Origin of the sequence: Shigella flexneri 2a str. 301, assembly GCF_000006925.2 — a bacterium.
Classification (GTDB): Bacteria; Pseudomonadota; Gammaproteobacteria; order Enterobacterales; family Enterobacteriaceae; genus ECMA0423.
The window spans coordinates 660814-684206 of sequence record NC_004337.2 but is presented as its reverse complement, the minus strand read 5'-3'; the positions used below and the strand labels follow the sequence as shown (position 1 = coordinate 684206).

The window sequence follows — 23393 nt, the reverse complement described above, 5'->3', positions numbered from 1 at the left end:
GATTAATGGTCCTCCGCTGCGGCAACCGCTGGATTTTCCGCAGGCAGATCGGTGTTGTTATCACCCAGCATAATGTGGTCGAGGATCTGGCGCATCAGCGTACCAACCGCCGGACCCGCGCCGCCGTTCTCCAGAATCATGGCGACAGCCACTTGCGGATTGTTGTATGGCGCAAAGGCGGTCATCAGTTTGTGGTCACGTAAACGCTCGGCAATTTTGTGCGCATTATAGGTTTCGTTCGCTTTCAGACCGAAGACCTGAGCGGTACCAGATTTCGCCGCAATTTTGTACGGTGCGCTGGCAAAGTATTTATTCGCCGTACCATTAGGGCGGTTAGCAACACCGTACATACCGTCTTTCGCCAGCTCCCAGTAACCGGAATGAATATCGCCGACGGGCGGTTCATGCGGTTGTACCCATGGCACCTGTTTGCCGTCTTCGGCGGTGCTCATCAGCAAATGCGGAACCTTCACGATACCGTCATTAATCAGGATCATCAGTGCCTTACTCATCTGGATTGGGGTCGCTGTCCAGTAACCCTGGCCGATACCAACCGGAATGGTGTCACCCTGATACCACGGTTTTTTAAAGCGTTTCTGTTTCCATTCGCGGGTAGGCATGTTGCCGGAACGTTCTTCCGCCAGGTCGATACCGGTGTAATGACCATAACCGAATTTACCCATCCATTCGGAGAGGCGATCGATCCCCATATCGTAGGCCACCTGATAGAAGAAGGTATCCGCAGATTCTTCCAGCGATCTTGTGACATTCAGACGCCCGTGGCCCCATTTTTTCCAGTCACGATAACGTTTTTCCGACCCTGGTAGTTGCCACCAGCCTGGGTCAAACAGCGTCGTATTGCGCGTGATCACCCCGGCGCTTAATGCCGAAACCGCCACATAGGGTTTAACTGTAGACGCGGGAGGATAAACCCCCTGTGTGGCGCGGTTCACCAGCGGTGTATTCGGGTCGTTCAGCAAGGCGGAATAATCTTTGCTGGAGATACCGTCAACAAACAGGTTTGGGTCATAACTAGGCGTGGAAACCAGCGCCAGCACCCCACCTGTACGCGGTTCGGTAACAACCACAGCTGCGCGGCTACCCGCCAGCAGCGTTTCAATATATTGCTGGAGTTTGAGATCCAGCGTCAGGTAAATATCGTGTCCGGCTTGCGGTGGTACTTCTTTTAACTGGCGGATAACACGCCCACGGTTGTTAACTTCAACCTCTTCATAACCGGTCTGACCGTGCAGCACGTCTTCATAGTAACGCTCAATGCCCAGCTTACCAATATCATGCGTTGCCGCATAGTTGGCCAGTTTGCCGTCATTATTCAGGCGTTCGACGTCTTTATCGTTGATTTTCGACACATAGCCGATGACGTGGGTCAACGCCGAACCGTAAGGATAGTAACGACGTTTATAGCCTTTAACTTCGACACCCGGAAAACGGTACTGATTGACGGCAAAGCGAGCTACTTGTACTTCGGTTAGGTTAGTTTTCACCGGAATAGAGGTGAAACGGTGTGAACGTGCGCGCTCTTTTCGGAATGCAGCAATATCGTCATCGGTCAGATCTACCACGCTGCGCAAAGCGTCCAGCGTTTGCTGCACGTTATCGACTTTCTCCGGCATCATTTCTATCTGGTAGATAGTGCGGTTGAGGGCCAGAGGGATACCGTTACGGTCGTAGATAATGCCGCGGCTGGGCGCGATAGGCACCAGCTTAATGCGGTTTTCATTAGAGCGGGTCTGGTAGTCGGTAAAGCGAACAATTTGCAGATTATACAGGTTGGCGATAAGCACGCCGGTCAGCAGCAAAATCCCCAAAAAGGCGACCAGCGCCCGGCGCACAAACAGCGCGGACTCTGCCGTATAGTCGCGAAAAGAGTTCTGTAGTTTCATCCGCTGCGTTTTCTACTCAAAGCTCCCTTATCACTCACGGTGATAAGGATGGTTGGTGGTGATGCTCCACGCCCGGTACAGACTCTCTGCGACCAGCACGCGAACCAGCGGATGGGGGAGGGTAAGCGCCGACAGCGACCAGCTCTGCTCAGCCGCCGCTTTACAGGCAGGCGACAACCCTTCAGGCCCGCCAATCAGTAGACTTACGTCGCGACCATCCAGCTTCCAGCGTTCCAGCTCAGCGGCTAACTGCGGCGTATCCCAGGGCTTGCCTGGAATATCGAGGGTGACAATGCGGTTTTTGCCTGCGGCCGCCAACATCTGCTCACCCTCTTTGTCGAGTATGCGCTTGATGTCCGCATTCTTGCCGCGTTTGCCGGCCGGAATTTCAATCAGCTCGAAGGGCATATCTTTCGGAAAACGACGCAGGTACTCGGTAAAACCGGTTTGTACCCAGTCCGGCATTTTCGTTCCCACGGCGACAAGTTGCAGCTTCACGCATTAACTCCAGAGTTTTTCCAGTTCATACAGGCGACGGCTCTCTTCCTGCATGACATGGACAATCACATCGCCCAAATCCACGACAATCCAGTCGGCGCTGTTTTCACCTTCTACGCCGAGCGGTAACAGGCCCGCTGCGCGAGACTCCTGCACAACGTGGTCAGCAATGGACATAACATGACGGCTGGACGTACCCGTACAGATGATCATGCAGTCGGTGATGCTGGATTTGCCTTGAACGTCTAAGGCGATGATGTCCTGACCTTTGAGGTCATCAATTTTGTCGATAACAAAATCCTGGAGTGCTTTACCCTGCAAGTTTTCCCCCTGGGTGAATCAAATAGATAAAAATGGTCTGTCAGTATACCTGAACCAGAGGCGATTTCGGGACAATTGTCGCCGAATCGGCTTTCGAAAGTGGGCTATCATCCCACCCCGCGCCGCAGATTGCATCGCCATTTTTGTAAAACAATTTCTACAAAGTCGTGTCTGGCGGAAAAAGTCTGGCTGCGGAGAATATCAGCCTGCCCGGGGCTGTCAATGGTCGTTGCGGCTTACCCGTAAAAAAACAGAAAAGTCATGCGTTCTCGACCCCGATGGCACGGCTATTGAGGACGCGTAGCGTCGCGAATTTTTGGTTGATATCAATGGCGCTCCAACACCCCTGGTCAACGCGAAAATGCCACATAGACTCGGCAGGCATGCCAATTAAACGAGCAATTAACAGACTCAGTACGCCCTGATGGCTGACGATTAAAATATTCTGATAGTGCTGATATTCACTAAGCCTTGCGATAAAGCGTTCCACACGTTGCGAAAATGCCTGAAATCCTTCACCGTTCGTGGGGATAGCATGCTGCCAGTCATTGCACCACGCGCTATAGTTTTCGGCATCTTCTTGCATGAGGTCGCGATGATGTCGCATCTCCCAGTCGCCAAAAAACATTTCGTTGAGTTCAGGGATGATATGAACGGGGAGCTGGCGGTCACTGAGAACCAGTCGCGCGGTATGCTGTGCCCGTTCCAGTTCACTGCATAAAACCAAGTCAAAGGAAACATCATCTAGCAGTGTATGCAGATTTTGCGCTTGCTCAATACCGCGTGCGGTCAGGGGTGTGGGCGCATGACCGCTGTACAGACCATCGACATTCGCTTGTGTTTCGCCATGACGAATTAACCACAGTCGCATCATGCCCTCCGTAACGACAGGTATCAGCGATACAAGCCTTGTTGGTTAATGTAAGTCAATACCGGTTCCGGCAATAAATCCTCACACGATTCACCGTTTTGCAAACGTTCGCGGATGATGGTCGCCGAGATGTTAAACCACGGCGTTTCAGCCAGATAAATTTTACCGGCAGGCTGAAGGTGAAGATCTTCCGGGTTATGTGTCAAATGATCTTCCAGCCATTGCTGGTATTGCGGTTGCGCCATTTCAAGTGGGTAACCTGGACGCCGACAGACGATCAAATGTGCATTGTCGAGTATCGTTTCGTATTCGTACCAGGTCGGAAAGGTCAGCAATGAATCCTGACCAATAATAAACGCCAGCGGCACGTCCGGTCCTTGTTCCTGCCGCCACTCTTTCAGTGTTTGCGCAGTGTAAGAGGGGGCATTGCGCTTTAGCTCGCGTTCATCAAGAGTAAATAATGGCTTGTCGGCAATCGCCAGTTCAAGCATGTGTTTACGCTGCACGCTGTTCGCTTCCGGCTGGGGACGATGCGGAGGAACATTATTAGGGATGATTGTGACCCGCGTCAGACCAATCAAATTCGCCAGCGTTTCCACGGGTTTTAGATGACCATAGTGCACCGGATCAAAGGTGCCGCCAAACAGAGCCTGTAAAGATTTCATATCAACCGTCGATAAATACGTCCGCCAGGGGTTTATGGCACAACAGAAGAGATAACCCTTCCAGCTCTGCCCACACTGACTGACCGTAATCTTGTTTGAGGGTGAGTTCCGTTCGTGTCAGGAGTTGCACGGCCTGACGTAACTGCGGCTGACTTAAGCGATTTAACGCCTCGCCCATCATGCCCCGGCGGTTCTGCCATACCCGATGCTTATCAAACAACGCACGCAGTGGCGTATGGGCAGACTGGCGTTTCAGGTTAACCAGTAACAACAGTTCACGTTGTAATGTGCGCAACAAAATAACCGGCTCGCTGCCTTCCAGACGCAGTTGCTGAAGAATATGCAACGCGCGCTTACTTTTTCCCATCAACAAAGCATCAACCCAATGAAAAGGGGTGAAATGCGCGGCATCATTCACCGCCTGTTCAACGCGCGGTAATGTCAGTTTGCCGTCTGGCCAGAGCAGCGATAAACGCTCCAGTGCCTGAGCCAGCGCCAGCAGGTTACCTTCATAACAGTAGCAGAGCACCTGATTCGCCGCGTCATCCAGTTCTAAGTTGAGCTGTTTTGCGCGCACAGCAACCCAGCGGGGAAGCTGAGCCTGCTCCGGTGTCTGACAGGTCACCTGCACGCTGCGATTCGCAAGAGCAGTAAACCAGGCGGCATTTTCTTGCGCTTTGCTTAATTTATTACCGCGGACGATCAATAGCAGGTCGTCATGCAGAAGTCCGGTGAGTGTGAGAAGTTGTTCATTGATCGCCGCATTCGGTCCGTTTTCTGGTAACAACAGCAATAGCGTTTGTCGACTGGCAAACAGACTCATAGCCTGGCATAACGAAAAGATCGCATTCCAGTCAGTGTTGGGATCAATGGAAAAAGTGTGGTGTTCTTCGAATCCTTGTGCCGCAGCTACCTGGCGAACAGCGTCCTGGCTTTCCTGCAATAACAGAGGATCGTTACCAAGTAAAAGATACGCCGCGCGCAGCCCTTCATTGAGCTGCGCGCGGAGTTGTTCCGGGTACAACCGAATCATCAGTTACCCAGCATGGTGGAGACGCGTGCAGGCGTTGCCGGAGTATCCGTTGTGGTCGACGTCTGTTCTTCGTCGGAACGAATATCCGCAGCACGGATGCTTGGCAGCTTACGAATCAGCTGTTCGGCAGCACGGTCGTACATCTCTTTTACGATCATGTCTTGTTCGTTATCTTTCGCTAACGCCATTTGCGGGTTATCGAAGAATGAACGGAAGACTTTGGCGCTAATCGGGTAGATATCACGGCCGGGGATCAACACGGTCGCATTCACCGTCATGATCATCTGATACTCTGCTGTTTGACCGTTACGGAATACCGATGCGGTATCTTTCGCGATGCTCACTTTACCCAAACGCAGGGATGGAACGTCCTTACGCGTGGTTTCTTTATCAAGCAACTCGACACCATTCAGACGTAACTGGTTACGCACCGCACGGCTTAATGGCCCGTTCGGATCGCCTGAGTCCAGGATCATGACCTTCATAGTGGAAGGAACCTGCGTGGTGTCACGCAGATGCCAGCCACACCCGGCGGTGATTAACACCGCCAGAGATAACAACAGTGTTGCCAGATATCGCACGCTTCCTCCCGCGCTTAGCCAACGACCAGATTGAGGAGTTTACCTGGTACGTAAATCACTTTACGTACAGTAACGCCATCAAGATATTTTGCTACCAGATGTTCCTGGCCAGCACGTTCGCGAACCTGTTCTTCCGTTGCGTCCACCGGGACGGTGATTTTGGCACGGACTTTACCGTTAACCTGCACCACGACCAGCGTGGAGTCTTCCACCATCGCTTTTTCGTCAGCAACCGGCCACGGCGCGTTGTCGATATCGCCTTCGCCTTTGAGTTCCTGCCACAGCGTGAAGCAGATGTGCGGGGTGAACGGGTTGAGCATACGGACAACGGCCTGCAGTGCTTCCTGCATCAGAGCGCGATCCTGCTCGCCATCGGTCGGTGCTTTCGCCAGTTTGTTCATCAGCTCCATAATCGCCGCAATTGCGGTGTTGAAGGTCTGACGACGGCCGATATCATCGGTCACTTTAGCGATAGTTTTATGCACATCGCGACGCAGCGCTTTCTGATCTTCAGTCAGCGCATCAACGTTCAGTGCCGCAACATCACCTTTTGCTGTGTGCTCGTACACCAGTTTCCAGACACGTTTCAGGAAGCGGTTAGCCCCTTCCACACCGGATTCCTGCCATTCGAGAGTCATATCAGCCGGAGAAGCAAACATCATAAACAGACGAACGGTGTCCGCGCCGTAACGTTCAACCATCACCTGCGGGTCGATACCGTTGTTCTTCGACTTGGACATTTTGCTCATGCCGGTATAAACCAGTTCATGGCCTGCCGCATCTTTCGCTTTCACGATACGGCCTTTCTCGTCACGTTCAACGATAGCATCAACCGGGGAAACCCAGTTACGTTCGCCGTTTTCGCCAACATAGTAGAAGGCATCTGCCAGCACCATACCCTGACACAGCAACTGTTTCGCTGGTTCGTCAGAGTTCACCATGCCTGCATCACGCATCAGTTTGTGGAAGAAGCGGAAGTAGAGCAGGTGCATAATGGCGTGTTCGATACCACCAATGTAGATATCCACCGGCAGCCAGTAGTTAGCCGCTTCGGAATCCAGCATACCTTCTTTGTACTCTGGGCAAGTGTAGCGCGCATAGTACCAGGAGGACTCCATAAAGGTGTCGAAAGTGTCGGTTTCACGCAGCGCTGGCATACCGTTAACGGTAGTTTTTGCCCACTCCGGATCTGCTTTAATCGGGCTGGTAATGCCGTCCATCACCACATCTTCCGGCAGGATCACCGGCAGCTGGTCGTCCGGGGTTGGCATTACGGTACCGTCTTCCAGCGTCACCATCGGAATCGGCGCGCCCCAGTAACGCTGGCGAGAAACACCCCAGTCGCGCAGGCGGTAGTTCACTTTACGCTCGCCAACGCCCATCGCAGTCAGTTTATCGGCGATGGCGTTGAAGGCCGCTTCATGGTCAAGACCGTTGAACTCGCCAGAGTTGAACAGCACGCCTTTTTCAGTCAGGGCTTGCTGAGAAAGATCTGGCTCAGAGCCGTCAGCCGCCAGGATAACCGGTTTGATGTTCAGGCCGTATTTAGAGGCAAACTCGTAGTCGCGCTGGTCGTGACCCGGAACCGCCATAACTGCGCCCGTGCCGTACTCCATCAATACGAAGTTTGCTGCCCAAACGGGAATTTCTTCGCCCGTTAATGGGTGAACAGCTTTAAAGCCAGTATCGACGCCTTTTTTCTCCATCGTCGCCATTTCAGCTTCGGCAACTTTGGTGTTACGGCATTCGTCAATAAAGGCCGCCAGTTCAGGATTATTTTCCGCCGCTTTCTGCGCCAGCGGATGACCCGCAGCTACCGCCAGGTAGGTACAACCCATAAAGGTGTCCGGGCGGGTAGTGTAAACGGTCAGCGTGTTGTCATAGTCGTTAACGTTGAAGGTGATCTCCACGCCTTCGGAACGACCGATCCAGTTACGCTGCATGGTTTTAACGGTGTCTGGCCAGTGATCCAGTTTATCCAGATCGTTGAGCAGCTCGTCAGCGTAAGCAGTGATTTTGATAAACCACTGCGGGATCTCTTTACGTTCAACTTTGGTATCGCAGCGCCAGCAGCAGCCGTCGATAACTTGTTCGTTCGCCAGTACGGTCTGGTCGTTCGGGCACCAGTTGACCGCAGAAGTCTTTTTATATACCAGGCCTTTTTTATACAGCTCGGTGAAGAATTTCTGTTCCCAACGGTAGTATTCCGGCGTACAGGTTGCCAGCTCGCGGCTCCAGTCATAACCAAAGCCCAGCATTTTGAGCTGGTTTTTCATATACGCGATGTTGTCGTACGTCCACGGTGCCGGAGCGGTGTTGTTTTTCACCGCCGCGCCTTCCGCAGGCAGACCAAACGCGTCCCAGCCGATCGGCTGCAGAACGTTTTTGCCCAGCATGCGCTGGTAACGGGCGATCACGTCACCGATGGTGTAGTTACGTACGTGGCCCATGTGTAGTCGACCAGAAGGATAGGGAAGCATAGACAGGCAGTAATACTTCTCTTTGCTCTCGTCTTCGGTTACTTCAAATGTGCGCTTCTCATCCCAATGAAGCTGTACTTTGGATTCTATCTCTTCCGGGCGGTATTGCTCTTGCATGGCAGCCAGTGGTCCTGTTTTCAATACGGCTACAAATGTAGCGTTGAGGTGGTTTTTCAGATCCGCATAGCATAGCCCAAACGTCCGCGTCAAAACAGCCTTTCGCGCACTCGACGTTGAAATGATGCCCGGATTATTCGTACATTAATTTACAGAGTTTGTGGGCGTATTAGCAAAGCAAGGAACAAAGAACGTCTATTATTATAGTCAGTTAACGACCCGGGAGATGAAACGATGAACAAGGTTGCTCAATATTACCGTGAACTGGTCGCGTCACTGAACGAACGCCTGCGCAATGGCGAACGTGATATCGACGCACTGGTGGAACAGGCGCGCGAGCGCGTAATAAAAACAGGGGAGTTAACGCGAACCGAGATCGATGAGCTGACGCGAGCTGTCAGACGTGACCTGGAAGAGTTCGCCATGAGCTATGAAGAGAGCCTGAAAGAAGAATCTGACAGCGTCTTTATGCGGGTGATTAAAGAAAGCTTGTGGCAGGAGCTGGCAGACATCACCGATAAAACGCAGCTTGAATGGCGCGAAATTTTCCAGGACCTCAATCATCATGGGGTTTATCACAGCGGAGAAGTGGTCGGGCTGGGAAATCTGGTCTGCGAGAAATGTCACTTCCATCTCCCGATCTACACACCGGAAGTGCTGACGCTATGCCCGAAATGTGGTTATGACCAGTTCCAGAGACGCCCGTTTGAGCCGTAATAGTCTGATTTCGCACAGCAATAAAGAGAATATGGGCAGAATGAAATTCCCCGGCCCTTGTTTTTATTTCTACAGTAAAGCTTCAGTCTCACGAATTTCCTGACTGACATCTCTGGTTCCGGATGACTGAACTTTACGATACAGGTCGAGAGCCTGTCGGAGATCGACAGGTCTTCCTTCTCCGTAGTGATACATAATGGCCAGGTTATACCAGGCAGTGGCGTCATTGCATTCAGCGGCTTTCGTAAACCATTCAAAGGCAGCCTGATAATCTTTCTCAACGCCTTGTCCGTGTTTATACATATAACCGATGTTGACGTAAGCGCCGACGCTTTCCTGAGCGGCAGCCTTCAGATACCAGTACATCGCTTGCTTATAGTCCTGGTCCACCCCTTCGCCAGCGTTATAATCCCATGCAATTTGAAACTGGGCGTGCCGATTACCCTGCTGTGCGCTTTTCAAATACCAGAATGCGGCGAGTGTCTTGTTTTGAGCAACGCCTTCTCCGTCTTTATAAAGATCGGCCAGATTGTCTTGTGCGTAACTATGGCCTTGTAATGCAGCTTGTTTGTACCAGAAAAATGCCAGCGTATAGTCTTGTGCGACTCCGTTGCCATTTCTGTACATCCATCCAAGATTATTTTGCGCATAAGACATTCCGCTCTCCGCGGCTATCTGATACCAGGTAACCGCTTCTTTATAGTTGGGGTCTTCTCCACGATCCAGTATCCAGCCAAGGGCGTTGGAAGCGAAAGTATGGCCTTGTAGGGCAGCTTTTTTCAGCCAGAAGATGGCTTGCTCATTATCTTTATGACGGCTTTTATCCTCGGTATACTTTTGCCCTAAGGAATACTGTGCTTCACAATGACCTTGCTCAGCGGCCAGCTTCAGCCAGTAAAAGGCCTTTTCGTCGTCCGGAGAGTCAATTGCGCTATCGCGATTATAATAAAACCCAACAATATATTGAGCCTCGCAATCGCCTTTTTCAGCACGTTCGATAATCTCATCTATTGATAAATTATCGCAGCAACTTGACGTAAAAATCATTATCATTTCCTTATGGTTGTAGATAAAATATATTATATTTTTATGTGTTCCATTTTTGCGTAAGCCTTATTTTATGCGTATTATGTTGCGTCAGAAAAGTATAAATAACTGAGCCTCGAAATGTAGTTTACATTCATTAAATGAATGTTTAAGGATAAATTATATGGACATGGGGTCGCAAAAAATATTGTTTGCACTTTCCACTCCGATGGAAATACGCAATGAATGCTGTTTACCTTCGCATTCATCCCCCAAAATGTATTTAGGTACATGCTTTTTTGACCTTTCTTCCTCATGGGGAATTGATGACCGTGATGACCTGCTGCGCATAATTCACCGAATGATCGAGAACGGTCATGCCGATCGGTTGGCAGGGTTTTATCACCGCTGGTTTCGTTATTCTCCATGTGAATGGCGTGACTATCTTGCTGAATTAAATGAGCAAGGTCAGGCTTATGCGCAATTTGTCGCCAGCACAGCCGAATGCTGTGGTGAGGGAGGAATTAAAGCATGGGATTATGTCCGGATGGGTTTTTTAAGTCGAATGGGCGTACTTAATAACTGGTTGAGTGAAGAAGAAAGTCTATGGATCCAGTCGCGTATTCATCTACGGGCTCTACGTTATTATAGTAACTGGCGGCAATACTTTGCCGGTTATACCTTTGGTCGGCAATATTGGCAGTCTCCCGAAGATGATCATCTGCCTTTATTACGCGAATTCTTAGCGCGTAAAGAATACGACGATTCCGGCAATGATATGTTTTATCAATTATTTGCCAGTGATGATGCGTATTACCCTACCTTGTCCTGGCAACCACTGGCTGACTACCCCACATGCCCGGAAACGCTTAAGGATATGAGCGACTTATGAAAAATTGCTGGAAGATCCTCGATATAGAGGAAACGACTGACGTCGATATTATCCGCCGCGCTTATCTGGCGCTGTTACCGTCCTTTCATCCAGAAACCGATCCGCAGGGTTTTAAACAACTTCGTCAGGCGTATGAGGAGGCGCTACGGATTGCGCAGTCGCCTGCTAAATCTGTTTGGCAACCAGAAGAATATGAGGTAGCAGAACATGAAATTCTGCTCGCCTTTCGCGCGTTACTTGCCTCTGATAGCGAACGTTTTCTGCCCTCCGCCTGGCAGCGATTCATTCAGCAATTAAATTATTGCTCGATGGAAGAGATTGATGAATTACGCTGGTCGCTGTGCACAATCGCCATGAACACTGCCCATTTATCCTTCGAGTGCGTGGTGTTATTAGCAGAAAGATTGCGGTGGTTGCAGGAGGAAAACGTCGGGGAAATAGACGAAGAAGAACTGGAATCCTTTTTATATGCCATTGCGAAGGGGAATGTTTTTAACTTCCAGACCATTCTGCATCTGCCAGTTGCCGTGCAAAATGACACCATCGATTTTTACCAAATGTTCGCTCGGATTTGGTCATCGCATCCAGAATGGCTGACATTGTATTTAGCGCAACATCGCGCAGTGATTATCCCCGATGATGCAAAACTGCACAGAAATTTACTCCGCTGGTATAGCGCAAGCCGCCTGGGAATCCCCGAACTCCTGGATTACGCCCGGTCGTGGCGGGAAGCTGAACCTGATAATGAAGATGCGCGTTATTATGAATACGCACAACGCGTCTATTGTGGAGAAGGCGAAAGCCTGCTGGCAGAACTTTGTTACTACTGGCGCGAGTATCCCTCCACCCAGGCGGATGCTTTAATGTTGCAATGGTGCCGTCAGCATCGGGTCTATTATTACCCATTAGTGGTGATGATGATTGAAGCGCGTGATCTGGTTAACGATCAGGGAAAACCGCTACTTTATGTCCCCGGCGACAGCGCCCGTACGCGTTTTCATTTATACGAAATACTCAGCGATGAAAAACTCTCTGCGCTGGGGCGTTCACTGGTCGAGATGGTTTTGCACAAAGGACGTAAGCCGCGGATCTCACTCACGCGTGATACAGAACATCCCTTATGGCCATTATATTTAGTTGCCAAACAATTAGTGCAGGCCAGCCAACCGACAGAAGAATCATTAATGCCGATTGTGAGCCGCCTTGATGCAGAAGATCGTTGTCCACTGGAAGCATTAATTATTCGTCGATTATTAATTCAGGCGGCGAATTTTACCGGTCAGGAAACCGTCGAGCCGGAGCCGCAACCGCAGCCAATGCCCGTTGATGATGGCGGGCTGGGCTGTCTGGGCGTCATCAAAATTATTTTCTACATTTTTATCTTTGCCGGTTTGATAGGGAAAATACTCCATCTCTTCGGGTGACAGTCGACGTTAATGTGCGGGAAGTCCGGCAAGTAATCTTTCCGCATTTTTGTAATGTTGTTTGGCGGCCAGTTTTAACCATTTTTGAGATTCATAATGGTTAACATTAATACCAGTGCCATTTCTGTAGATCAAACCCAAAGTATATTGAGCATGAGCATACCCTTGTTCAGCTGCTTCCTTATACCAGAGAATTGCTTTACGGGTATCGGGTTTGACTCCCAGGCCTTTCAGGTAGATCCACCCCAGTTTGCTTTGTGCGCGCGGATTTTCCTGTTCTGCTGATTGCTCATACCAGTATCTCGCCTGTGTATAATCCAGTGGTTTACCGTCGCTACCATGAAGATAAAATTCGCCAAGGCGATATTGCGATGTTGAGTGACCATGAATCGCGGAAAGCTCCGTGGCTGCCGTGGTTAACGGTAGACTGCCTGGTGATCTTAAATAATCAAAGGCATAATTCACCATGGCTTTATCACGCAACATCGTTTTCTTGGGTTGGCTAATACAGGTAATTGCTGCAACTATAAAAATTGCGAATATATACATTAATTTTTTATTCATGTGTGAATGCTTCGATTTTCTTTTTATTTTGAAAGCGTCAAGTTTATACTCATCAATAATAAAAAAGTAGTCAGTTAATGCACTTAAGGGATTATTAAAAAATGAATAAGGAAGAACAATATCTTCTTTTTGCGCTTTCTGCGCCCATGGAAATACTTAATCAGAGTTGCAAACCCGCGCATGACTCGCCAAAAATGTATACCGGGATAAAAGAATTCGATCTCTCATCATCCTGGGGAATAAATAATCGTGATGATTTAATTCAGACTATTTATCAGATGACTGATGATGGTCATGCCAATGATTTAGCTGGCTTATATCTGACATGGCAACGCTCTTCCCCTGAAGAGTGGAAAGCATTAATTGCTGGTGGCTCGGAGAGAGGGTTGATTTATACCCAATTCGTTGCCCAAACCGCTATGTGCTGTGGAGAAGGGGGAATCAAAGCCTGGGATTATGTTCGAATGGGATTTCTGTCACGGGCCGGTGTGCTCAACAACTGGCTGACGGAAGAAGAGAGTTTATGGCTGCAATCGCGCGTCTATGCACGAGCTCACCATTACTATCACAGCTGGATGCACTATTTTTCTGCCTATTCACTAGGGCGTCTCTACTGGCAATCTTCTCAGTGCGAAGACAACGCTTCGCTACGCGAGGCGCTAACCCTGTACAAATACGATAGCGCCGGGAGTCGGATGTTCGAAGAGCTGGCAGCGGGAAGCGACCGTTTCTATGCCACGCTTCCCTGGCAGCCATTAACTGTCCAGCCTGAATGCCCGGTAACGCTTAAGGATGTGAGCGACCTATGAAAACATGTTGGCAAATCCTCGAAATTGAAAGCACGACGCAAATAGACATTATCCGCCAGGCTTATCTTGCTCGCTTACCGTTGTGTCATCCCGAAACCGATCCGCAGGGGTTTAAAGCATTACGCCAGGCCTATGAAGAGGCGCTGCGACTGGCGGTAAATCCTGTCGAGGAAGCAGATGATGAAGAAAAAGATGCCACCGCTGAACATGAAATACTACGTGCATTCAGGACATTACTGGATTCAGAAAGTGATCGTTTTCAGCCCTCCGCCTGGCAGAAATTTATTCAGCAATTAAATACCTGGAACATGGAGGATGTCGATCAATTACGCTGGCCGCTGTGTGCAATCGCTATAGAAGCGCGATATCTGTCATTAAATTGTGCTTCTTTGTTGGCAGAGCGTTTGAACTGGCATTCGTTTAATGACAGCGAAGGAATGGATGAGGAAGAAAGGGAGGCTTTTCTTGAGGCCATTCAGGCTGGTGATTGTTTCGATTTCCTTAGCCTTCTGGAATATCCCGTCGCGTTACAGAACCAGACTGTTGAATATTACTTCGCGCTGGAACGTTGCTGCCGTTACCATCCTGACTATGTCACTGCGTTTTTGGCGATGGAAGGACCGTGGTTCATTCCTGATGATGCAAAGTTACATCGCAAACTGTTGCGCTGGTACAGCTCGGTGCAAACAGGTATGGTGGAACTCATTCCTGTAGCCAAACAGTGGCAAGCGGAAGAACCAGAAAGCGAAGATGCCCGGTATTACCAGTGTGCACAACGTTTGTACTGCGGCGAGGGGGAAAGCCTGCTTGCTGATCTCGGCGCGTACTGGGAAAGTTACCCATCTACACAAGCTGATAATTTGTTGTTGCAGTGGAGCAAGCGTCATTGCCCGGATTATTTCGCGTTATTAGTGATGGTTATCGAAGCGCGGAGCATGGTAGATGCGCAAGGTCAACCGCTGAAATATGTTCCTGGTGAGAGCGCCCGGACGCGGCTGTTATGGGCGGAAATTTTACATAGCGGAAAATTATCGCCGTTAGGTCAATCGTTTATTGAGTCGTTATTCTTCAAACGCAAAGCATGGGCGTGGTGGAAATCGAGAGTCGGTAGCGAGACAGAAGAAGATTCACCGTTACTGGATTTGTATCGGGTAGCGGAACAGGTAGTACTTGAAGCGTTTCCGAAACAAGAGATGCTGGCCCGTCTTAATACAAGGCTGGAAGGCGGAGATGCTCATCCATTAGAGGCCATTATCACCCGGATGCTGTTGACGAAAGTAAAACTCGAGCCGGAGGATGAAGATGTCGATGAGCCAACACCTGAAAACCATGAAGAAAAAAATGATGAGGGTGAAAAACCACAGAGCATTACCAGCATTATCAAAATCAGTTTAACGGTGCTGGTTATAGGTTATGCTCTCGGCAAAATCGCGATGTTGTTTAGTTGACGATGTGTTTTTTGCGCCGATGCCGGATGCAGCATTTACGCCGCATCCGGCAGCCGTGATTATGAGGTCTCAATGGCTAAATAAACGCTCGCCCGCCGCCTGACCTCATCGACGCGGGCCATATCGTTTGACTGCAGCGCCGCATCAAAATCGGTGATCACCCGGCCAATCTCTTCTCGCTCGTCACCCAGCGCCCGCGCCCACAACTCTTCCAGTTTGGCTTTAAAGGTGCGATTGATGAGCATATCGCGCGGATAAATTTTCAATGCGGATAACCGCGTCCGACTCTCTTCAATCTGCTGCGCGCTCAATGTTACCGGGCTGTGGTTAATCACTCTGGACTTAACGCTGCCGTCTTCCAGAAGCACGTCAACTTCAAGCAACCCGTTGATATCATAACTAAAGCGAATATCAATCGACTGATAAGCCCCGGTTTTCTTCAACGGCACATCGAAGGATTCCACCAGAATGTTGTTTTTAACTTTGTGGTTTTCTCCCTGATAGACGTTAACCGTAATTGAATCCTGTTCCGGGTGCATGGTTGAATAAGTTTCTACACGCGACACGGGCACAGTGGTGTTTCGTTCAATAATCGGCGAGAAAATGCCGGAAACGCCCTGGCGGTTAACCTCAACGCCCAACGAGTAAGGGCAAATATCAGTGAGGATCACTTCTTCAATATCTTCACTGCGTAAGCGGCAGGCGGCCTGGATTGCTGCGCCCAGCGCGACAATGGTGCTCGGATCGTAACTTTGATACGGTAATTTGCCAAACAGACGCACGGCGATTCGCTGCACCAGCGGCATTTGTGACGCGCCGCCAACCAGCACCAGACTGTCGATTTGACTCGGCTTCAGACGCGCATCGCGCAACGCCTGTTCAATCGGCACTCGCAAGCGATTGAGCAGCGGCAACCACAAATCTTCCAGTTCGTTCTCGTAAAATTCGCATTCCCGCGTTTCATCCTGGTACTACCAGCGAATGTGCATTGGCGATTGATTGCTACATTTTGCCGCTTCCACACAGGCGTACAAGGCTGCCAGTTCACTCTCGTTAAGCGTGGTCCTTGTGACATCCGCGCGCTTTAAAACGTCATCGACCAACATATGGGTAAAATCTTCGCCACCGAGGAAGTTGTCGCCAGCGGAGGCGTGAACTTCAATCACCGGCGTGGCGTACTCAAGCACCGTAACGTCAAACGTGCCGCCACCGAGATCAAACACCAGCGAACGGGTATTTTGTTGGGTATGCAGGCCATACGCCATCGCAGCTGCTGTGGGTTCATTAATTAAGCGTACCGCATTTAACCCGGCTAAGTCCGCTGCTAAACGGGTATGCTTGCGTTGTTCATCGCTGAAATAAGCCAGAACGGAGATCACCACATCTTTAATCGGACGTTGCAGAAATTCTTCGGCATCTTCTTTTAATGAGCGTAATACCAAAGAGGACAGTTCTGGCGCGTTAAATGTGTCGCTGCCTAACCGCCAGTTGGTATTACTGCCCATTGCACGTTTAAATAACGCTGCCGTTTTATCCGGATGCGAAGTACGCCGTGATACAGCCGGTTTTCCGACTAAAATATGATTATTTTCATCCATGCTAATTATGGATGGTGTTAAATATTCACCGAACTTATTTGGAATTAATTGCGCGGCACCGTCTTTCCAGACGGCAATTAAACTATTGGTAGTGCCGAGATCGATACCTATGGCGAGTTCTGCATTATCCATTGCATTTATATCTTGAAAGAAAAAGAGATAAATAGATTAAGACCACCCAGGTAACGCGTGGTGATCTTAATCAATGACGAGTGTTAAGCGTAAAATTTCAGACGATCAGCCAGTAAATCAACAAAGCCCTGACGATCAACATCGACAATTACAGTGGCATTCGGTTTATTGCCAGTCAGATAATAATAATCAACAACCGTCATACCCTGGGTATATTTCCCCTGTGTTTCCACGCCAACCCAGCGCTCAACAGTGGTAAACAACTCGGGTTTCAACAGCCAGGCGATGGTGCATGGGTCATGCAGCGGTGCGCCGACAAAGCCCCATTTTTCGTCTTTATGATATTCGAGGAAGAAATCCAGCAGTTCGGCAACAATGGTTGAAACAGGGTTGCCAATCGCGCGGAAACGCTCGGTGTCTTCAACGTGGATTTGCGCTTTATGAGTAACATCCAGACCGGCCATCACCACCGGGATCCCTGACTGGAAGACAATTTCTGCCGCTTCCGGGTCAACGTAAATATTAAATTCAGCCGCAGGCGTCCAGTTACCAAGCCCCATTGCGCCGCCCATAATCACGATACGGGCAATTTTGCTATGCAGTTCCGGATGGCTATTGAGCAGCAAGGCAACGTTAGTTTGCGGTCCGGTAGAAACAATCGTGACAGGTTCCGCACTTTCGCGCAGCGTTTTCGCCATCAGCTCCACCGCCGTACAGTTTTGCGGTGCGAACGTCGGTTCCGGTAATGCCGGGCCGTCGAGACCGCTTTCGCCGTGCACATTGTCCGCGATAATCAACTCACGCATTAACGGTTTTACCGCGCCGCCTGCCACCGGAATATCGGTGCGATTAAGCAAGGTCAGCATACGCAGAACATTGCGTAAGGTTTTTTCTGGTGTCTGGTTTCCGGCGGAAGACGTAATTGCTTTGACATCAAGCTCTGGTGAGGCGAGTGCGAGAACTATTGCGATAGCGTCATCATGACCTGGGTCGCAATCTAACAGAATTGGCAGTGCCATTGTTGCTCCTTGTTGTGTGCTTCTTTGCGACAAGGGTAACGCCAGGATGTAACAGATACGAGGGGCGAAACGATAAAGCGTGAGATGGCGCGCAATTGGGTATGTGCGCCAGAGTGATTAATGCAGGATTTTCGCGAGGAAGTCTTTTGCGCGGTCCGATTTCGGATCATCGAAGAAAGCGTCTTTCGGCGAGTCTTCGACAATTTTACCCTCGTCCATAAAGATCACCCGATTCGCCACTTTGCGGGCAAAGCCCATTTCGTGGGTCACCACCATCATGGTCATTCCTTCGTTCGCCAGTTCCACCATCACGTCCAGCACTTCGTTGATCATCTCCGGATCCAGCGCCGATGTCGGTTCGTCGAACAGCATCGCAATAGGAGCCATACACAATGCGCGAGCGATTGCCACGCGCTGCTGCTGACCGCCGGAAAGCTGCGCCGGAAATTTATTGGCATGTGCGGAAAGTCCCACGCGCTCCAGCAATTTCAATGCTTTTTCACGAGCGGGCGCTTTATCGCGTTTAAGCACTTTCACCTGCGCCAGGGTCAGGTTTTCGATAATCGACAGATGAGGGAACAGCTCGAAATGCTGGAATACCATCCCGACGCGGGAGCGCAGCTTTGCCAGATCGGTTTTCTTGTCGTTAACCACGATACCATCGACGGTGATTTCACCTTGCTGCACTGGTTCGAGGCCGTTGACGGTTTTAATCAGCGTTGATTTGCCGGAACCAGACGGGCCGCAAACCACCACCACTTCGCCTTTTTTCACTTCGGTTGAGCAGTCGGTCAGCACCTGAAAGTGACCATACCATTTTGAAACATTTTTCAGGGTAATCATTATGCTGTCCTTCTTTTCAAGTAGCTGACCAACAACGACGCGCTAAGGCTAATAACGAAATAAACAAATCCGGCAAACAGGATCATCTCGACCTGCGTACCATCACGCTCACCAATGGTTGAGGCGGTACGGAAGAAATCGGCCAGAGATAACACATACACCAGCGAGGTATCCTGGAACAGTACGATGCCCTGAGTGAGCAGCAGCGGCACCATCGCGCGGAAAGCCTGCGGCAGAATAATCAGTTTCATCGACTGCCAGTGAGTCATCCCCAACGCCAGCGCGGCGCTCGACTGACCACGGGAAATACTTTGAATACCGGCACGGATAATCTCTGAATAGTAGGCCGCTTCAAACATCGAAAACGCCACCATCGCCGAAATTAAACGAATATCATTTTTTGGCGATAATCCCAGCACATTTTGCAGAAATCCCGGCACAATCAAGTAAAACCACAGCAAAACCATGACTAAAGGAATCGAGCGGAATACGTTAACGTAGGCTTTGGCAAACCACGAAACAGGCGCGAAGCTGGACAAGCGCATCACCGCCAGCATGGTACCCCACAAAATACCAATCACGACTGCCGTGACGGTGATTTTCAGGGTGATCACCAGCCCGTCGAGCAGATATGGCAGGGAAGGAACAATGGAACTCCAGTCAAACTCGTACATTATTTGCCCCCCATGTTGCCGGGCAGGCGAACTTTACGTTCAACCAGCGTCATCACCAGCATGATAAAAGCGTTAATCAACACATACGCAAGCGTGATGGCGGTAAACGACTCCCAGGCGTGAGCCGAGTAGTCGAGCAATTTACCCGCCTGCGCCGCCATATCCACCAGACCGATGGTCGAGGCGATGGCGGAGTTTTTCACCAGGTTCATCATCTCGGAAGTCATCGGCGGGACGATAACGCGATAAGCATTAGGCAGCAGTACGTATCGATAAGTCTGCGGTAGCGTCAGGCCCATCGCCAGCGCGGCATTCTTCTGCCCACGCGGTAGCGACTGAATAGCGGCGCGTACCTGTTCGCAAACACGGGCGGCGGTAAACAGCCCCAGGCAGAGCATGGATGAAAGGAAAAACTGAATATTGGGATCCAGCTCGGCCTTAAACCACATGCCGATTTTCTCCGGCAGCAGCTCCGGGATCACCAGATACCAGGTAAAGAATTGCACAATCAACGGCACGTTGCGGAACAGTTCGACATACAACGTACCCAGACCGGAGAGAAAACGGTTTGGAACGGTACGTAAAATGCCGAAAAATGAACCGACGAGGAAAGCGATAATCCAGGCGCAGATCGACAAAGCGATCGTCACCTGAAAACCACTCCAGACCCAACCAAGATAGGTGGTATTGCCGAACGGGGCTTGTTGTAAAAAAATACCCCAGTTCCAGTCTATAGACATAAATCTACTCCAGAAAAAAGAGGGTAGCAGCGTTAACTGCTACCCTCGAAGATTGTTACCCAGCGTATTGCGGTTTTCAGGCCCGATGGGGAACGACCATCAGGCGTATAGTCTGTCCGTGCTACGTAACAATCGAGAGGGCTGGAATTTCCGCCCCTGGTTCTTGTAATTAGTTCAGTGCCTTGTCATTCGGTTCTTTGAACAGTGCTTTCATTTCGTCTGACAGTTCGAAATTCATGTTCAGGTTTTTCGGCGGAATTGGATTTTTGAACCATTTATCAAACCATTTTTCCGCTTCACCGGAGGTCTGCACCTGAGCGATAGTGTCATCCATCAGCTTTTTGAACTGCGGATCGTCTTTACGCAACATGCAACCGTAGGCTTCCTGAGACTGCGGCTTGCCGACGATATCCCAGTTGTCTGGTTTCTTCGCTTTCGCACGTTCACCGGCCAGCAGAGCGTCATCCATCATAAAGGCAACGGCACGACCGCTTTCCAGGGTGCGGAAAGAGTCACCGTGATCTTTGGCGCTGATGATGCGCATATTCATTTTTTGCTCTTCATTCAGTTTGTTGAGCAAAACTTCAGAGGTAGTGCCGGAAGTGACGACTACGGCTTTGCCTTTCAGGTCGGCAAAATCTTTGATATCGCCGCCCTTTTTGGTCAACAGGCGCGTACCGACCACGAAAATAGTGTCAGAGAAAGCCGCCTGTTTTTGGCGTTCGACGTTGTTGGTGGTAGAACCACATTCAAAATCGAAAGTGCCGTTTTGCAGCAGTGGAATACGATTTTGTGAGGTAATCGGAATCAGTTTTACCTGCAAGTCCGGTTTGTTGAGTTTCTTTTTCACTGCTTCAACAATGGCGTTGGAGTAATCCTGCGAGTAACCCACCACTTTTTGCTGATTGTCGTAATAAGAGAAAGGTACTGAAGATTCACGGTGACCGACGACAATCACACCGTTTTTGGCGATTTTGTCCAGCGTACTGCCTGCTGCCGGGGCGGCGTCATCTGCCTGTGCCAGTCCTGCGGAAAGCGCCAGGGCGAGGATTGCTGTGGCAGGTTTACGTAATTGCATATCCAACACCTTTATCTTCTGCGTTAAGAACGCATGGATACCCGTTGTGAGTGTTTGTGTTGTTATCGTCTGCAACTTTATTGTGCAGTGTTGTGCCTGTTAGGTAACATTTAGTTTGGCTAAATGTAAAGATATTGATGTTTTATTGTTTGTTTTTGCGAGGTGCACCGCACCATTCTGAAGCAAAATTCTTAAAATGCACTCTTTTGGTGCTACCGGTGGATTGCTGTGGTGCAACCGGGTTGTACTGATGCTGGTTCAAGCTTTGCCTTGTATAACAAAGCAATAGATGTGCCAAAGTTGGATAGGAGAATATTGTTATCCGGATAATGCACTGATGCCGCATCCGGTGAGCGTGCCGAAATATGGGATGTATTCCGGCACGATAAGAAGGGATTATTTACGTCGCTGACGCAGACTCATCAACACAGCAGCAAAACCAAACAGTGCCGTCAGCACCCACAGCGGCCAGTTGCCGGTACGTGCGTATGGTGTGAGTCCGGTGGTCGGCGTCACGTTAGTGGTTAACACCTCGCGGGCGAACTGCGGGATCATCGCCTGAATCTCACCCTGCGGGCCAATCACCGCCGTAATGCCGTTGTTGGTGCTGCGCAACAGTGGGCGCGCCAGCTCCAGCGCACGCATTCGCGCCATCTGGAAGTGTTGCCATGGACCAATAGATTTACCAAACCACGCATCGTTGGAGATAGTCAGCAGGTAGTCGGTATCCGGGCGGAAGTTATCGCGCACTTGCTCGGCGAGAATAATCTCGTAGCAAATAGCCGCAGTAAGCTCAATACCATTTGCCGACAGCGGCGGCTGGATATATGGCCCACGGCTGAACGACGACATCGGCAGATCAAAGAACGGTGCTAACGGACGCAGAATCGACTCCAGCGGGACAAACTCGCCAAACGGCACCAGATGGTTTTTGTTATAGCGATCGGCTGATTCGTAGCTGTACGGTGCACCTTTACCCAGCGTGATGATGGTGTTGTAGGTATCGTAGCGGTTCTGCTTATTGAGACGCGCGTCGACAATCCCGGTTACCAGCGAGCTACCTTTATCACGCAACTCACCGTCCAGTGCTTTGAGGAACGGTTGCTGATTAATTTCCAGATCGGTTATCGCCGACTCCGGCCAGATAATCAACGATGATTTGCCCATCAGCGGTGCCGTTGCGTTGTAGTAAATCTTTAGCGTATTAAGAAGCTGGCCTTCGTCCCATTTCAGCGATTGCGGAATATCGCCCTGAACCATCGAAACCTGAATGGTTTTCTCCGGTTGCGGGGTAAACCATTGGATGTAACGCAGCGGGAAGGGTAGGGCAAACAGCACGACGGCCACCACCAGCGGACGCCAGTTGCGTTTGACCAACGCCAGTGCCAGCAGGCCACTAACCATCATCAGCAGGAAGTTAATGGCTTCCACGCCCATTAGCGGTGCCAGCCCTTTTAACGGGCCATCAATCTGGCTATAGCCGAACTGTAACCACGGGAAGCCAGTCAGCACCCAACCGCGCAGAAACTCGGTCACTTGCCAGAGAGCAGGGGTGGCAATCGCCACGCGCAGCCAGGTGGTTTTCGGCCACAGACGCGACAGCACGCCAGCAAACAGTCCGGTATACAGCGACAAATACGCCGCCAGCAGCACCACCAGGAAGATGTTAACCGGGCCAGGCATCCCGCCAAAGGTCGCGATGCTGACATAGACCCAGTTAATACCGCTGCCAAAGAGGCCAAATCCCCAGCAAAAGCCAATAGCGGCAGACTGGAGTGGGCGACGGTTAAAGGTCAACGCCTGAAGCCCCATCAGCGAAATAATCGCCGCAGGCCAGACGTCGTAAGGAGAGAAGGCCAGCGTTCCGCAGGCACCGAATAATAACGCCAGCAGCAGGCGAATGCGCTGGCGTTCAATTAATGAGGCAAAATCCATGTAGTTATCTATCCAGTTTCGGTT

The 23393-nt window shown here is 50.3% G+C and carries 21 protein-coding genes, 1 pseudogene and 1 other annotated feature; of the genes and pseudogenes, 5 read left to right on the top strand and 17 right to left on the bottom strand.

The annotated features are described in order from the left end of the window. Positions 1 to 2: 2 nt before the first annotated feature. The 8 genes from mrdA to leuS all read right to left on the bottom strand — a co-directional run bounded on the left by mrdA (position 3) and on the right by leuS (position 8470). On the bottom strand, positions 3 to 1904 hold the full coding sequence (mrdA, locus tag SF0646) for a penicillin-binding protein 2 (RefSeq protein NP_706575.1): 1902 nt from the start codon (positions 1902 to 1904) through the stop codon (positions 3 to 5). A gap of 30 nt (positions 1905 to 1934) precedes the next feature. Next, complete coding sequence (gene ybeA / locus SF0645) at positions 1935 to 2402, bottom strand: 23S rRNA (pseudouridine(1915)-N(3))-methyltransferase RlmH (protein ID NP_706574.1); 468 nt, start codon at positions 2400 to 2402, stop codon at positions 1935 to 1937. Between the two features lie 3 nt (positions 2403 to 2405). Then, positions 2406 to 2723: a hypothetical protein gene (gene ybeB, locus SF0644; RefSeq protein NP_706573.2), complete on the bottom strand. Its 318-nt coding sequence runs from the start codon at positions 2721 to 2723 to the stop codon at positions 2406 to 2408. Positions 2724 to 2982: 259 nt separating this feature from the next. After that, positions 2983 to 3594 (bottom strand): alpha-ribazole-5'-phosphate phosphatase, encoded by a 612-nt coding sequence (gene phpB, locus SF0643; RefSeq protein NP_706572.2) that lies wholly within the window; start codon positions 3592 to 3594, stop codon positions 2983 to 2985. A gap of 23 nt (positions 3595 to 3617) precedes the next feature. Next, positions 3618 to 4259, bottom strand: a complete 642-nt coding sequence (nadD, locus tag SF0642) for a nicotinic acid mononucleotide adenylyltransferase (RefSeq protein ID NP_706571.1) — start codon at positions 4257 to 4259, stop codon at positions 3618 to 3620. A gap of 1 nt (position 4260) precedes the next feature. Beyond that, on the bottom strand, positions 4261 to 5292 hold the full coding sequence (gene holA / locus SF0641; protein ID NP_706570.1) for a DNA polymerase III subunit delta: 1032 nt from the start codon (positions 5290 to 5292) through the stop codon (positions 4261 to 4263). Then, entirely contained in the window at positions 5292 to 5873 is a 582-nt protein-coding gene (gene rlpB / locus SF0640; protein ID NP_706569.1) for an LPS-assembly lipoprotein RlpB, read from the bottom strand. The genes holA and rlpB overlap by 1 nt, the downstream gene beginning before the upstream one ends. A 14-nt stretch (positions 5874 to 5887) precedes the next feature. After that, positions 5888 to 8470, bottom strand: coding sequence for a leucyl-tRNA synthetase (gene leuS / locus SF0639; RefSeq protein NP_706568.2), 2583 nt, complete (start codon positions 8468 to 8470; stop codon positions 5888 to 5890). Positions 8471 to 8704: 234 nt separating this feature from the next. Between leuS and ybeL the strand changes: the two genes are divergently transcribed. Next, positions 8705 to 9187 carry a hypothetical protein gene (gene ybeL / locus SF0638; RefSeq protein NP_706567.1) on the top strand — a complete coding sequence of 161 codons (483 nt, stop codon included), beginning with the start codon at positions 8705 to 8707 and terminating at the stop codon, positions 9185 to 9187. Between the two features lie 69 nt (positions 9188 to 9256). Here ybeL and ybeQ read toward each other — a convergent pair whose 3' ends face one another. Continuing rightward, a complete protein-coding gene (ybeQ, locus tag SF0637; RefSeq protein ID NP_706566.1) occupies positions 9257 to 10240 on the bottom strand; it encodes a hypothetical protein in 984 nt (327 codons plus the stop codon). 157 nt (positions 10241 to 10397) lie between these two features. On the opposite strand from ybeQ, the gene ybeR reads away from it, so the two are divergent. Together ybeR and ybeS are read left to right on the top strand one after the other, a co-directional pair. After that, entirely contained in the window at positions 10398 to 11105 is a 708-nt protein-coding gene (gene ybeR, locus SF0636; RefSeq protein NP_706565.1) for a hypothetical protein, read from the top strand. Continuing rightward, entirely contained in the window at positions 11102 to 12529 is a 1428-nt protein-coding gene (gene ybeS, locus SF0635; RefSeq protein ID NP_706564.1) for a hypothetical protein, read from the top strand. Before ybeR ends, ybeS begins: the two co-directional genes overlap by 4 nt. A gap of 9 nt (positions 12530 to 12538) precedes the next feature. Here ybeS and ybeT read toward each other — a convergent pair whose 3' ends face one another. Next, positions 12539 to 13093, bottom strand: a complete 555-nt coding sequence (gene ybeT / locus SF0634) for a hypothetical protein (protein NP_706563.1) — start codon at positions 13091 to 13093, stop codon at positions 12539 to 12541. 101 nt (positions 13094 to 13194) lie between these two features. Between ybeT and ybeU the strand changes: the two genes are divergently transcribed. Continuing rightward, complete coding sequence (gene ybeU / locus SF0633; protein ID NP_706562.1) at positions 13195 to 13902, top strand: tRNA ligase; 708 nt, start codon at positions 13195 to 13197, stop codon at positions 13900 to 13902. Then, a complete protein-coding gene (ybeV, locus tag SF0632; protein ID NP_706561.1) occupies positions 13899 to 15350 on the top strand; it encodes a hypothetical protein in 1452 nt (483 codons plus the stop codon). Before ybeU ends, ybeV begins: the two co-directional genes overlap by 4 nt. A gap of 67 nt (positions 15351 to 15417) precedes the next feature. Continuing rightward, positions 15418 to 17080: a sequence feature (Similar to Escherichia coli K12 dnaK protein gi: 1786870 (557 aa). BLAST with identity of 98% in 554 aa. This CDS contains an in-frame stop codon. The sequence has been checked and is believed to be correct.), on the bottom strand. Here ybeV and ybeW read toward each other — a convergent pair. The 7 genes and pseudogenes from ybeW to lnt form a co-directional block, all read right to left on the bottom strand. Further along, a pseudogene (ybeW, locus tag SF0631) lies at positions 15418 to 17080 on the bottom strand. It overlaps the preceding feature by 1663 nt. A gap of 83 nt (positions 17081 to 17163) precedes the next feature. Next, a complete protein-coding gene (gene rihA, locus SF0630) occupies positions 17164 to 18099 on the bottom strand; it encodes a ribonucleoside hydrolase 1 (RefSeq protein NP_706560.2) in 936 nt (311 codons plus the stop codon). Between the two features lie 117 nt (positions 18100 to 18216). After that, entirely contained in the window at positions 18217 to 18942 is a 726-nt protein-coding gene (gene gltL, locus SF0629) for a glutamate/aspartate ABC transporter ATP-binding protein (RefSeq protein NP_706559.1), read from the bottom strand. Continuing rightward, a complete protein-coding gene (gene gltK, locus SF0628; RefSeq protein ID NP_706558.1) occupies positions 18942 to 19616 on the bottom strand; it encodes a glutamate/aspartate transport system permease GltK in 675 nt (224 codons plus the stop codon). Before gltK ends, gltL begins: the two co-directional genes overlap by 1 nt. Continuing rightward, positions 19616 to 20356, bottom strand: coding sequence for a glutamate/aspartate transport system permease (gene gltJ / locus SF0627; RefSeq protein NP_706557.1), 741 nt, complete (start codon positions 20354 to 20356; stop codon positions 19616 to 19618). Before gltJ ends, gltK begins: the two co-directional genes overlap by 1 nt. A 169-nt stretch (positions 20357 to 20525) precedes the next feature. After that, a complete protein-coding gene (gene ybeJ / locus SF0626; protein ID NP_706556.2) occupies positions 20526 to 21434 on the bottom strand; it encodes a glutamate and aspartate transporter subunit in 909 nt (302 codons plus the stop codon). Between the two features lie 396 nt (positions 21435 to 21830). Next, positions 21831 to 23369, bottom strand: coding sequence for an apolipoprotein N-acyltransferase (gene lnt, locus SF0625; RefSeq protein NP_706555.1), 1539 nt, complete (start codon positions 23367 to 23369; stop codon positions 21831 to 21833). Positions 23370 to 23393: the final 24 nt, after the last annotated feature.